At 73.6% G+C, this 14,059-nt stretch carries 2 protein-coding genes; both read left to right on the top strand.

The annotated features are described in order from the left end of the window. Window positions 1-293 precede the first annotated feature (293 nt). Complete coding sequence (locus tag VGZ32_RS16905; RefSeq protein WP_326887017.1) at window positions 294-8,747, top strand: SDR family NAD(P)-dependent oxidoreductase; 8,454 nt, start codon at window positions 294-296, stop codon at window positions 8,745-8,747. A gap of 53 nt (window positions 8,748-8,800) precedes the next feature. Next, on the top strand, window positions 8,801-14,059 hold a 5,259-nt coding region (locus VGZ32_RS16900), incomplete at its 3' end, for a polyketide synthase (RefSeq protein WP_326887016.1).

The raw sequence follows: 14,059 nt of genomic DNA, 5'->3' as shown, positions 1-14,059 counted from the left end.
GCGGTGGTTCCGCACCAATGTCCCGACCCATTCCACAATCGTCCGGGCGGCGTCAACGAGGCCCGGCTGACAGGTTCCTGCCAGTGCCTTCCTGCCGCCGAAGCCCTAGATGAACTGGCTTGACGCACCGACACCGGGGCGAACAGGATCGGTAAGGCGACTCGGTGTTCACCACTCCGGCCGGCGGCTGGCGCGCAATTCAAGCTCGGCGTGAGAAAAGGTTTCCTGAATCGCCCGGGAAAAGAGAACTCGAAATAATCCGCACGTACTTCCGACCGACGGTGGGTGAGTCGATGTCTTCGCTGGCACAGGGGCCCGGCGCGCAGGAGCCGGTCGCCGTCATCGGCACGGCCTGCCGGCTGCCGGGGGCCGGCGACCCCGACCGGTTCTGGCGCCTGCTGCAGTCGGGCGGGCAGGCCATCGCGGACGTACCGGCGGAGCGCAGCGCCGAGGACGCCCCCGCCGAGCTGCGGCAGGGCGGGTACCTCGAGGACGTAGACCGCTTCGACGCGGCATTCTTCGGCATCTCGCCGAACGAGGCGGCGGCGATGGACCCGCAGCAGCGGCTGATGCTGGAGCTGGCCTGGGAGGCGCTCGAGCGCGCGCGGATCGCGCCGACCTCGCTGCGCGGGACCCGCTCCGCAGTCTTCCTCGGCGCCATCGCCGCCGACTACGCCGTCCTGCACGACCGGTTGCGCGCGCACGCGCTCGGCCCGCACACGCTCACGGGCGTGCACCGCAGCATCATCGCGAACCGGATCTCGTACTTCCTCGGCCTGCGCGGGCAGAGCCTGACCCTCGACTCCGGACAGTCCTCCTCGCTGCTGGCCGTCCAGGCCGCCTGCGAGGAACTGCGGCGCGGCACGGCCGACCTGGCGCTGGCCGGCGGCGTGAATCTCAACCTGCTGCCGGAGACCGGCGCGGTTGTCGGCCGATTCGGTGCGCTCTCGCCCGACGGCCGCTGCTTCACCTTCGACGCGCGCGCCAACGGGTACGTCCGCGGCGAGGGGGGCGCGCTGGTCGTGCTCAAGCGCCTGTCCGCCGCTCTCGCCGACGGCGATCCGGTGCGCTGCGTGATCCTCGGCGGCGCCGTCAACAACGACGGCGGCGGCGACCGGCTCGCCACGCCCGACGCGGGAGCCCAGGAGGAGGTCATCCGGCTCGCGTACCGGAACGCGGGCGTCGACCCGGCCGAGGTGCAATACGTCGAGCTGCACGGCACCGGCACCGCGGTCGGCGACCCGGTCGAGGCAGCGGCGTTGGGCGCCGCGCTCGGGCACGCCGCGGATCGCGAGGAGCCGCTGTTGGTCGGCTCGGTGAAGACGAACATCGGCCACTTGGAAGGTGCCGCAGGCATCGCCGGGCTGCTGAAAGTCGTGCTCTGCCTCGAAAACCGCGACCTGGCGCCCAGCCTGAACTTTGAGACCCCGAACCCGCGCATCCCGTTGGCGGAGCTGGGTCTGGACGTGGTGCACTCCGCGCGCTCGTGGCCGCGCCCGCAAACGCGGCTCATCGCCGGGGTCAGCGCCTTCGGCATGGGCGGCACGAACTGCCACCTCGTCTTGGCCGAGGCTCCCGCCGCGGAGCCCGCGCCGACCCAGGACCGTGACGCCGACCGGCCGGACACTGCGTCTTGGTCGGACACAGCGCCCTGGTCAGACACCGCGCCCTGGGTTCTGTCCGCCCGGTCCGCCGAAGCGCTGCGCGCGCAGGCGTCGGCGCTTTCAAAGCACGTCGCGGACCAGGGTGACCCGCGTCCGGCCGCCACCATCGCTGCCTCGCTGCTGCGCACTCGTGCCCACTTCGAGCATCGGGCCGTGCTGCTCGGCACGGACCCGGACACGCTGGCCGCAGGCCTCGACTCGCTCGCGGCCGGCCAGCCGGACGGCACCGTGGTCACCGGCGCGACCGTCCCCGGGCCGCGGGCATTCGTCTTCCCGGGTCAGGGCTCGCAGTGGCCCGGCATGGGCCGCGATCTGCTCGACGCCTCGCCGGTCTTCGCCGCGCGCCTGGCCGAGTGCGCCGAGGCGCTCGGGCCGTACGTCGACTACTCGCTGATCGACGTGCTGCGCGAGGCTCCGGGCGCCCCCGGGCTCGACCGGGTCGACGTCGTGCAGCCGGCCCTGTGGGCGATGATGCTCGGCCTCGCCGAGCTCTGGCGGTCCGAGGGCGTGGAGCCGGATCTGGTGATCGGCCACTCCCAGGGCGAGATCGCCGCCGCGACCTTCACCGGCGCGCTCTCCCTGGCCGACGGCGCCAGGGTCGTGGCCCTGCGCAGCCGCGCCATCAGGGGTGTCTCCGGCGGCGGCATGCTCTCGGTCGCGCAATCGCCCGAGGCCGTCTCCCGACGGCTTGAGAGCCTCCCGGCACTGACGCTCGCCGCAGTCAATAGCCCGCGTTCCGTCGTCATCTCGGGGCCGGTCGCGGATCTGGAGCGGCTGAGCGAGTCGCTGAAGGCCGAAGGGGTGCGCACCAAGACCGTCCCGGTCGACTACGCCTCGCACTCGCCCGCGGTCGACGTGCTGCGCGAGCGGCTGCTGGAGGAACTGGAGCCGATCCGTCCGGTCTCCGTGCCCACGGTGTTCGTCTCCACGCTCACCGGCGCGCCTCTGGATACCGCCGAACTCGGCGCGCGGTACTGGTTCGACAGCCTGCGCCAGCCGGTGCGTTTCGCCGAGGCCGTCCGCCGGGCACTGCGTGAGGACTGCGGCCTGTTCGTCGAGTGCAGCCCGCATCCGGTGCTGGCGCCCGGCATCGAGGAAAGCATCGAGGCGGCGGACGCGCCCGCCGTGGTCGTCAGCACCCTGACGCGCCAGGACGGCGGACCGCAGCGCGTGCGGCGCAGCCTCGCCGAAGCGTACGTGCACGGGGCCGAAGTCGACTGGGAACGGCACTGCGCCGCACCCGAAGCCGAGCTCACGGATCTGCCTACCTACGCGTTCCAGCGCGAGCGGTACTGGCTGGCAGGCGTGGCCCCCGCCCCGACCGCCCTGGTCGGTTTCCACGCGGCCCCGGAGCCGGTAGCGCCGACGACCGTCCCAGCCGCCGCACGGGCGAGCCTGCCAGAGGTGCGCAACCTCGTGCTCGCGGCGGCCGCCGACATCCTCGGGCACACAGGCGGCCGCGCCGTCGACCCACAGCGCAGCTTCAAGGACCTCGGCTTCGACTCGGCCGCGACCGTCGAGCTGCGCAACCGGCTCAAAGCGGCGACCGGGCTCCGGCTGCCGACCACAGTGCTCTTCGACTACCCCACCCCGAACCGCCTCGCGGGCCACCTGCACGACGCGCTCGGCGGCGCGCCGTCCACACAAACGCAGACGGAGGCCGACGCGGGACCGGCATCCGGCTCCGCGGGCGAGCCCATCGCGATCGTCGCCATGGGCTGCCGCTATCCGGGCGGCGTGGAGTCGCCCGAGGACCTATGGCAGCTCGTGGCCAGTGGCACCGACGCGATCTGCGAGCTGCCCGCGAACCGCGGTTGGGACATGGACGCGCTGCTCGGCTCCGGCCCGGACCGGCCCGGCTCGTGCGCCACTCGCCACGGCGGATTCCTGCTCGACGGCGACCGGTTCGACGCCGCGTTCTTCGGCCTGAGCCCGCGCGAGGCGCTGGCCATGGATCCGCAGCAGCGGCTGCTGCTGGAGACCGCCTGGGAATGCCTGGAGCGGGCCGGCCTCGATCCGGCCGGCCTGGCCGGATCGGCGACCGGCGTCTACGTCGGCGCCATGTCCACCGACTACGGCCCGCGCCTGCACCAGCCCACCGGCCTCGCCGACGGCCACCTGCTCACCGGCACCGCGCTGAGTGTCGCCTCCGGCCGAATCGCCTACACCTTCGGATTGCAGGGCCCTGCGATCACCGTCGACACGGCGTGCTCCTCCTCCCTGGTCGCGATCCAGCTGGCCACGCAGGCTCTGCGGCGCGGCGAGTGCGGCCTCGCCCTGGCCGGCGGGGTCACCCTCATGGCCAACCCGGGCAACCTGGTGGAGTTCAGCCGGCAGAACGGACTGGCCGCGGACGGCCGCGCCAAGGCGTTCTCCGCGGCGGCCGACGGCACCGCCTTCGCCGAGGGCGCCGGGCTGCTGCTGCTCGAACGGCTCTCCGACGCCCGCCGCAACGGCCATCCGGTCCTCGCGGTGATCCGCGGCGGCGCGATCAACCAGGACGGCGCGAGCAACGGCCTGACCGCGCCGAATGGCCCGTCGCAGGAGCGGGTGATCCGGCAGGCGCTGGCCAATGCTGGCCTATCGCCGTCAGAGATCGACGTCGTTGAGGGGCACGGCACGGGCACCAAGCTCGGCGACCCGATCGAGGCGCAGGCACTGCTGGCCACCTACGGCCAGGACCGGACCACCGGACCGCTGCGGCTGGGCTCGCTCAAGTCCAACATCGGCCATTCGTCGGCTGCTGCGGGCGTCGGCGGCGTGATCAAGATGCTGATGGCGATGCGGCACGAGACGATGCCCAAGTCGCTGCACATCGACGCCCCGTCGCCACACGTGGACTGGGAAGCGGGCGAGATCAAGCTGCTGACCGAGGCCGAGCCGTGGCCGGCCGACGGCCGTCCGCGCCGCGCCGCGGTGTCGTCGTTCGGGGTCAGCGGCACCAACGCGCACGTGATCCTGGAGCAGGCGCCCGCCGACGAGCCGGCGACGCCCGCCGCCGACGGCCCGGTCACGGTGGCCGCGCAGGCCGGTCCGGGTCTGCCGCCGGTGGTGCCGGGGGTGCCGGTGCTGGTGTCGGCCAAGGGCGACGCCGCGCTGCGTGCGCAGGCCGCCCGCCTGCACGCGCACCTGTCCGACCGGCCGGACTTGGCGTTGACCGACATCGGCCTGTCCACCGCGACCACCCGCGCGCACCTGCCGCAGCGGGCCGCGGTCGTGGCCGCCGACCGGGCCGGCCTGCTGGCTGGCCTGAGCGCGCTGGCCGACGCCGCGCCCGCCGCGGGCGTGTTCACCGGTTCGCAGGTCGGCGGCAAGACCGCGTTCCTGTTCACCGGCCAGGGCGCGCAGCGCGCCGGCATGGGCGCGGGCCTGGTGACGGCATTCCCGGCGTTCGCCGCCGCGCTGGACCAGGTGTGCGCCGAGTTCGACGGCAAGCTCGGCAGACCGCTCAAGGAACTGGTGTTCGCCGCGGAGGGTTCGCCGGAGGCCTTGCTCCTCAACGAGACCGAGTTCACCCAGGCCGCGCTGTTCGCGGTGGAGGTGGGTCTTTTCCGCCTTGTCGAGTCTCTCGGCGTTCGCGCGGACTACTTGATCGGCCACTCGGTGGGTGAGTTGGCGGCGGCGCACGTGGCCGGGGTGCTCTCGTTGGCCGATGCGTGCACGCTGGTGGCCGCGCGCGGCAGGCTGATGGGCGCGTTGCCGGCGGGCGGCGGCATGGCCGCGGTCCAAGCGACCGAGGAGGAGGTCGTCGCCGCGCTGGCCGACATGGGCGACCGGCTGGCGGTCGCGGCCGTCAACGGGCCGCAGGCCGTCGTGGTGTCCGGTGAGCTGGCCGCGTTGGACGAGTGGCTGCCGCGGATGGCCGACCGCAAGACCACCCGGTTGAAGGTCAGCCACGCGTTTCACTCACCGCTGATGGACCCGATGCTCGCCGAGTTCCACCGCGTCGCCGACGGGCTGACGCTGCACGAACCGCAGCTGCCGATCGTGTCCAACGTGACCGGCAAGCTGGTGTCGTCGGAGCTGACCGACGCGGCCTACTGGGTCGACCACGTCCGGCAGGCCGTGTGCTTCATGGAGGGCGTACGCACGCTGGAGAACTTCGGCGTGCGCCGGTTCTTCGAGCTGGGCCCGGACGGCGTGCTGACCGCGATGGCCCGCCAGTCGCTCGCCGAGGAGCAGATCGCGCTGGCCGCCGCGCTGCGCGCCAAGCACCCCGAGGCCGAGACGTTCGCCGGCTTCCTGGCCCAGGTGCACATCTCCGGTGTGGCGGTCGACTGGTCGGCTTATTACGCCGGTTCCGGCGCCACCCGCGTCGAGCTGCCCAAGTACGCGTTCCAGCGGCAGCGGTACTTCGTCGCGCCCCGCACCCGGTCCGGCGACCCGGCCGCGGCGGGGCTGCGCCGGATGGACCACCCGCTCCTGGCTGCTGCCGTGCAGGTCGGTGACCGCGACGAGTGGGTGTTCACCGGGCAGGTCGCCACCGACAGCGCGCCGTGGATTCGCGACCACGCGGTGTTCGGCACCGTGATGCTGCCCGGCGCGGCCATGGTCGAACTCGCGCTGGCCGCAGGCGCACAGGTCGGCTGCCCGGTGGTGGACGAGCTTGTGCTTGAAGCGCCGCTGGTCGTCGCCGAGGCTGCCCGCCAGGTGCAGGTCACCGTGTCGCCCGCCGACGACGCGGGCAAGCGCGAGGTCGCGATCTACTCGCGGCCCGCGGCGGAGTCGGCCGATTCTCCGGTCGAGGCGACCTGCCACGCGCGCGGCACGCTGGTGGCCGAAGCCGAGCCGTTCCCGGTGCTGCCCGCGGCCTGGCCGCCGGCCGACGCGCAGCCGGTGTCGATCGACGCGCTCTACGCACGGCTGGCCGACGTGGGCTACGACTACGGCCCGCTGTGCCAGGGCCTGCGAGTCGCCTGGCGCAGCGGCGAAACCGTGTACACCGAAGTCCAGCTGGACGCCGACGCGACTGACGGCTACGGCATCCACCCGGCGCTGTTCGACTCCGTCCTGCACGGGGCGGTGCTGGACAAGGCCCCCGGTGCCACCGCCGACCTGCCGTTCTCCTGGTCGGGCGTGCGGCTGGGTGCGGCGGCGTCCGGTGCGAAGCGCGTGCGCGTGCGGATCGGCCCGGCGGGCGAGTCCGCGCTGCGCATCGACGTGGTCGGCGAGGACGGCGCGCCGGTCGTGTCGGTGGACTCGCTGGCCATCCGGGCGATCGACCCGGCGCAGCTGGCGGCCGCTCAGCGGGGCGGCTCGAAGGCGCTGTTCGCGGTGGAGTGGACGCCGGTCACACCGGCCGCCCCGGCCGGCCTGCGCAGCGTGGTCCTGGGCGCCTCGGGCGAGTACGCCGACCCGGCCGCGCTGGACCAGGCGATCGCCGCGGGCGCCGACGTGCCGGACGTGGTCCTCGCGCCGATCCCGACAGCAACTGGCACGGGTGCGGCCGCGGTGCACGCGGTCGCCCGCGACACCCTGGCCTTGGTGCAAGGCTGGCTCGCCGCTGACCGGCTCGCCGATGCCCGCCTGGTGCTGGTCACCTCCAACGGCGTCGCGGTCGGCGACGAGGCGGTCGACCTGGCGCTGGCGCCGGTGTGGGGTCTGGTGCGCACCGCGCAGTCCGAGCACCCCGGCCGCTTCGTGCTAGTGGACACCGACGGCGCAAACCAACCCGACTGGGCTGCGCTGGTCGGCCTGGACGAGCCGCAGCTGGCCGTCCGCGCTGGCCGGGTGCTGGTGCCCCGGCTGGTCCGCGCCGACGAGTCCGGTGCGCCACGGACCCCGCTCGACCCGGACGGCACAGTGCTGATCACTGGTGGTACCGGGGGTCTTGGCGCGGTGTTCGCCAAGCATCTGGTTGCCAATCATGGTGTGCGGCATCTGCTGCTGGTCAGCAGGCGCGGCGCGGCGGCGGCTGGTGTCAGCGAGCTGGTGGCTGAGTTGGAGACGCTTGGTGCGCGGGCGGTTGTGGCCGCGTGTGATGTGGCCGACCGGGCGGCGCTGGCCGAACTGCTGACCACGCTGGATCGCCCGCTAACCGCAGTCGTCCACTCGGCGGGTGTGCTCGACGACGGTGTGCTGGAAGCCCTGACGCCCGAGCAGCTAGAAAAGGTCATGCGGCCGAAGGTGGACGCCGCGCTGAACCTGCACGAGCTGACCGAGGGCCGCGGGCTGGCCGCGTTCGTGCTGTTCTCGTCCATCTCGGCTCTGGTCGGCACCGCGGGCCAGGGCAACTACGCGGCGGCCAACGCCTTCCTGGACGCCTTGGCGGCCACGCGGCGCGCGGCCGGCCTGTCAGCGGTCTCGCTGGCGTGGGGCCTGTGGGCGGAGTCCGGCGGCATGGGCGGCGAGCTGGCCGAAGCCGACCTGGTGCGGCTGGCCAGGATCGGTGTGCTGCCGCTGGCCACCGAGCAGGGCCTCGAGCTGTTCGACCTGGCCCTGGGCATCGACGCCGCGCTGCTCGCGCCCACCGGACTCGACCTCGGCGGCCTGCGGTCGCAGGCGCGGGCCGGGCAACTGCCCGCCCTGCTGCGCGGCCTGGTGCCCACCCCGCCCAAGCGGGCGGCAGCCGACACCGGGGTGTCGCTGGCGCAGCGGCTGGCCGGCGTCACTGAAGCGGAGCGGGCGCGCATCGTGCTCGACCTGGTCCGCGCGCAGGTCGCGGCCGTCCTCGGGCACGCGTCACCGGGCGGCATCGACCCGTCGCGCGCCTTCAAGGAACTCGGCTTCGACTCACTGGCCGCCGTCGAACTGCGCAACCGGCTCAACCAGGCCAGCGGCGTCCGGCTGCCCGCGACGCTGGTCTTCGACCACCCGACCGCGGTCTCGGTCGCGGACCTGCTGCTGTCCCACCTCGGTGCCGCCGCGCCCGTCGAACCGCCGATCGACCGGGAACTGACCAGGCTCGAAGGCCTGCTCGCCGGGATCGACACCGCCGACAGGGACCGCATGGCCGGCCGGCTGCGCACCCTGCTCGCCGCGCTGACCGACGGCGGCACGCAGCGCACCAGCGTGGCGATCGAGGCCGCCACCTCCATGGACGAGGTCTTCTCGTTGATCGACGCCGAGTTCGGCGAGGCGTGAGCTCGTGACCAGACCCTTCCCCCGCCCGGATCATCAGCGCAGAGGACATGGCAATGAGCGTTGACGCCAACGACCCGCAGCAGCAGGAAAAGCTCGTCCGCTACCTGAAGAAGCTCGCCGTCGACCTCAACGAGACCCGGGCTCAGCTCAAGGACGTCGAGGAGCGGGCCAGCGAGCCGCTGGCCATCGTCGGCATGAGCTGCCGCTACCCGGGCGGCGTCACCAATCCCGACCAGCTGTGGCAACTGGTCGCAGGCGGCCGCGTCGGCACGCAGGCCGAGTTCCCGACCGACCGCGGCTGGGACGTCGAGCACCTGTACCACCCGGACCCGGACCACCCGGGCACCTCGTACACCCGTGGCGGCGGGTTCGTCGACCGGGCCGCCGAGTTCGACGCGGACTTCTTCGGCGTCAGCCCGCGCGAGGCCGCGGTGATGGACCCGCAGCAGCGGCTGCTGCTGGAAACCGCGTGGGAGGCGTTCGAGGACGCCGGCATCGACATCACCGCGCTGCGCGGCAGCGACACCGGCGTGTTCACCGGGATCATGTACTCCGACTACGGCTTCGTGGCCGGGCAGAGCGACCGGCGCGCCGAGGTCGAGGGCTACCTGACGATCGCGTCCGCGGGCAGTGTGGCCTCCGGACGCCTGAGCTACACGTTCGGCTTCGAGGGCCCCGCGGTCACCGTGGACACCGCGTGCTCGTCGTCGCTGGTGGCCATCCACGTGGCGGGCAAGGCGTTACGCGCGCGGGAGTGCTCGCTGGCGTTGGTCGGCGGCGCGACGGTGCTGGCCCGGCCCAGCGTGTTCGTGGAGTTCAGCCGACAGCGCGGCGTCTCGCCGGACGGGCGCTGCAAGGCGTACGCGGCCGCGGCCGACGGCGTCGGCTGGGCCGAGGGCGCCGGTCTGCTCGTGCTGGAACGGCTATCCGACGCCCGGCGCAACGGCCACCAGGTGCTCGCGGTGATCCGCGGCAGCGCGGTCAACCAGGACGGCGCCAGCAACGGCCTGACCGCGCCCAACGGCCCGTCGCAGGAGCGGGTGATCAAGCAGGCGCTCGCCGACGCGGGCCTGGCACCGTCCGACGTGGACGCCGTGGAGGGCCACGGCACCGGCACTCCGCTCGGCGACCCGATCGAGGCCAAGGCGCTGCTGGCCACTTACGGCCGCGACCGGGTCAACGGTCCGCTGTGGCTGGGCTCGATCAAGTCCAACATCGGCCACACGCAGGCCGCGGCGGGCGTGGCGGGCGTGATCAAGATGGTCATGGCGATGCGGCACGACACGCTGCCCAGCACCCTGCACGTGGACGCGCCTTCGCCCAACGTGGACTGGACCGCCGGCGAGGTCTCGCTGCTGACGCAGGCGCGGCCGTGGCCTGCCAGCGACGGCAGGCCGCGCCGGGCGGGCGTGTCGTCGTTCGGTGTCGGCGGCACCAACGCGCACCTGATCGTGGAGGAACCGCCGACCGAGATCCCAGCCGAAACCGCTGCGCCCGTCGCCGCGACGCCGCCCGCGGCCGTGCCGGTGCTGATCTCCGCGCGCGGCGAGGCGGCCCTGCGCACTCAGGCCGACCAGCTGCGTGCGCTGATGATCGCCCAGCCGGAGCTGTCCGTGCTGGACATCGGCTACTCCTGCGCGACCGCGCGCGCCCACCTCGAGCGGCGGGCCGCGGTGATCGCCGCCGACCGCGGCGGCCTGCTGTCCGGGCTCAAGGCGCTGTCGGCGGGCGAGCCGGCCGCCAATGTGCTGGACGGCCAGCCGGTCGGCGGCAGCGCGGTGTTCGTGTTCCCCGGCCAGGGCGCGCAGTGGGCGGGCATGGCCGTCGGGCTGCTGGACGCCGCGCCGGTGTTCGCCGAGGAGATCGCGGCGTGTTCGGCGGCGCTGGCTGGCTACCTCGACTGGAACCTGGTCGACGTGCTGCGCGGCGTGCCCGGCGCGCCGCCGCTGGACCGGGTGGACGTGGTGCAGCCCGCGCTGTTCGCGGTGATGGTGTCGCTGGCCAAGCTGTGGCAGTCGGCAGGCGTCGAGCCGACCGCGGTGCTTGGCCACTCGCAGGGCGAGATCGCGGCGGCCTATGTGGCCGGCGGGCTGTCGCTGGACGACGCGGCCCGGGTGGTCGCGCTGCGCAGCCGCGCCATCCGCGAGCGGCTGGCCGGCAAGGGCGGCATGGTGTCGGTCGCCCAGCCGGTGGACGCGGTGGAGAAGCTGATCGAGCCGTACGCGGGCCGGATCTCGGTGGCCGCCGTCAACAGCCCCAGCGCGGTGGTCGTGGCCGGCGAGCCGGACGCGCTGGACACGCTGGTCGCCGCCTGCAAGGCCGAGGGCATCCGCGCCAAGAAAGTCGCGGTGGACTACGCGTCGCACTCAGTACACGTGGAGGCGATCGAGGCCGAACTGCTCGACGTGCTCGGGCCGATCACGCCGGTGTCCGGCCGGATCCCGTTCTACTCGACGCTGGAAGGCCGCTTCGTCGACACCGCGGAGCTGGACGCCGCGTACTGGTACCGCAACCTGCGCGGCCGGGTCGGCTTCGCGCCCGCGGTCGCCGCGCTGATCGACAACGGCGCCAACTGCTTCATCGAGGCGTCGTCGCACCCGGTGCTGACCATGGCCGTCGAGGACAGCATCGCCGCGCTGGACGCCGCCGACCGGGTCGCCGCGGTCGGCTCGCTGCGCCGCGACGAGGGTGGTCCGGAGCGGTTCGCGACCTCGCTGTCCGAGGCGCACGTGACCGGCGTGCGCGTGGACTGGCAGGCGTTCTACGCCGGCAGCGGCGCGAAGCGGATCGCGCTGCCCACCTATGCGTTCCAGCGCCAGCCGTACTGGCTGATGCCCGGCGCGTCCGGCGACCCGGCCGCGGCGGGCCTCGCCCGGCTGGGCCACCCGGTGCTGGTCGCCGGGACCCAGGTGGGCGACCGCGACGAGTGGCTGTTCACCGGTCGCATCAGCGCCGACGCCCAGCCGTGGACGCAGGACCACGCAGTCTTCGGCACGGTGATCGTGCCTGGCGCCGCGCTGGTCGAACTGGCGCTGGCGGCCGGCCGGGAGACCGGCTTCCCGGCCGTGGACGAGATCATCCTGGAAGCGCCGCTGGTGCTGGCCGACGACGCGCCGCTGGCGGTGCAGGTCACCGTCGCGCCCGCCGAGCAGGACGGCCGCCGCGCGGTGGCCGTCTACTCACGGCCGGAGGCGGCGGGCGAGGACGGCGAGCGCGCCGCGACCTGCCACGCGCGCGGCTGGCTGGTCGCCGACGCCGAACCGATGCCAGCGTTCCCGGCCGTGTGGCCGCCGGCCGGGGCCGACGCGGTCGCCGTCGACACGCTGTACCCGCGGCTGGCCGAGGTCGGCTACGACTACGGTCCGCTGTTCCAGGGCCTGCGCGCGGCCTGGCGGTCGGGCACCGACCTGTACACCGAGGTGGCGATTCCCGACGACGCGGGCGGCGATGGGTTCGCCATCCACCCCGCGCTGTTCGACTCGGCCCTGCACGGCGGCCTAGTGGACAAGGACGCCGGGTCTGCGGCCGACCTGCCGTTCTCGTGGTCGGGCGTGCGGCTGGGCCAGGTGACCGGCAAGCAGCTGCGGGTGCGGATCAGCAGCGCGGGCGACTCGGCGCTGCGCATCGACGCGGTCGACCCCAGCGGGACGCCGGCGTTCGCGGTGGAGACCATCGCGTTGCGGCCGGTCGACCAGACGCAGCTGGCCGGCGCGCAGCGCGGCAAGCAGAACTCGCTGTTCCGGCTGGACTGGGTGGGTGTGGCCGACGCTGAGCGCAAGCCGGCCGGGTCGACCCAGTTCGCGGTGCTCGGCGACTTCGACGCGCTGGGCGACGCCGCGTCCGGCAACCGGTTCGACGACCTGGCCGCGCTCGAAAAGGCCATCGTCGATGGTGCGTCCGCGCCCGAGACTGTGCTGGTCGCCATCGACCCGCCGCCGGGCGCGCTGGACGCGGCCACCGCGGGCCGTGCGGTCGGTGCGACCACGCTGAGCCTGTTGCAGCGCTGGCTGGCCAGCGAGTGGCTGACCGACGCCCGGCTGGTGGTGGTCACCCGCAACGGTGTCGCGGTCGGCGACGAGGCCGCAGACCTGGCGGTCACACCGGTGTGGGGCATGGTGCGCAGCGCGCAGTCCGAACACCCCGGTCGATTCCTGCTGGTCGACCTGGACGGCGACGGCGCCGACGGCGCGGGGCTGCCCGACTGGGGCACGGTGCTGGGCATTGACGAGCCGCAGATCGCGGTCCGCGCGGGCGACCTGCTGGTGCCGCGGCTGATGCGCACCGAGAGCCCGACCGAGGGCCTTTGGCGGCTGGGCAGCAAGCGCAAGGGCTCGTTGGAAGAACTGGCCATCATCCCGTCCACCGGCGACCGCCCGCTGGGCGTGCACGAGGTGCGCGTGGGCATCCGCGCGGCCGGCCTGAACTTCCGCGACGTGCTGATCGCGCTGGGCTTGTACCCGGGCGATGCGCCGCTGGGCAGCGAGGCGGCCGGCGTGGTGCTGGAAGTCGGCTCGGGCGTCACCGACCTGGCGCCCGGCGACCGGGTGTTCGGCCTGATCCTGGACGCGTTCGGCCCGATCGCGGTCGCCGACCGCCGCACCATCGTGCCGATGCCCGACAGCTTCACCTTCGCGCAGGCCGCCGCGCTGCCGGTGGTCTACCTGACCGCTTACTACGGCCTCGTCGACCTGGCGGGCCTGGCATCGGGGGAGAAGCTGCTCGTGCACGCCGCTGCCGGCGGTGTCGGCATGGCGGCGGTCAACCTGGCCCGCCACTGGGGCGTCGAGGTGTTCGCCACCGCCAGCCCGGCCAAGTGGGACGCGGTGCGGGCCATGGGTATCGCCGACGACCGGATCGCCTCATCGCGCGACCTGGATTTCCGCGAGAAGTTCTTGGCCGCGACCGGCGGCGCGGGTGTCGACGTGGTGCTCGACGCGTTGGCCGGGGAGTTCGTGGACGCCTCGCTGGACCTGCTGCCGCGCGGCGGCCGGTTCATCGAGATGGGCAAGGCCGACCTGCGCGACCCGGCGGTCGTCGCCCGCGACCACCCCGGCGTGCGGTACCGGTCGTACGACCTGATGGAGGCCGGCCCCGACCGCATCCAGGAGATGCTGCGCGAGATCGTCGCGCTGTTCGAGGCGGGCGCGGTCGAGCATTCGCCGATCCGGACGTGGGACGTGCGGCGCGGTGCCGACGCGTTCCGGTTCCTGCGCGAGGGCCGCAACACCGGCAAGGTCGTGCTGAACGTGCCGGCCCCGCTGGACGGCGACGGCACGGTGTTGATCACCGGTGGTACCGGTGGCCTTGGCGCG

Origin of the sequence: Actinocrinis sp. (genome assembly GCF_035938995.1) — a bacterium.
GTDB lineage: Bacteria > Actinomycetota > Actinomycetes > Streptomycetales > Catenulisporaceae > DASZGI01.
Note: the sequence above shows the minus strand (reverse complement) of the source record. Positions and strands in the feature narration are given on the sequence as shown.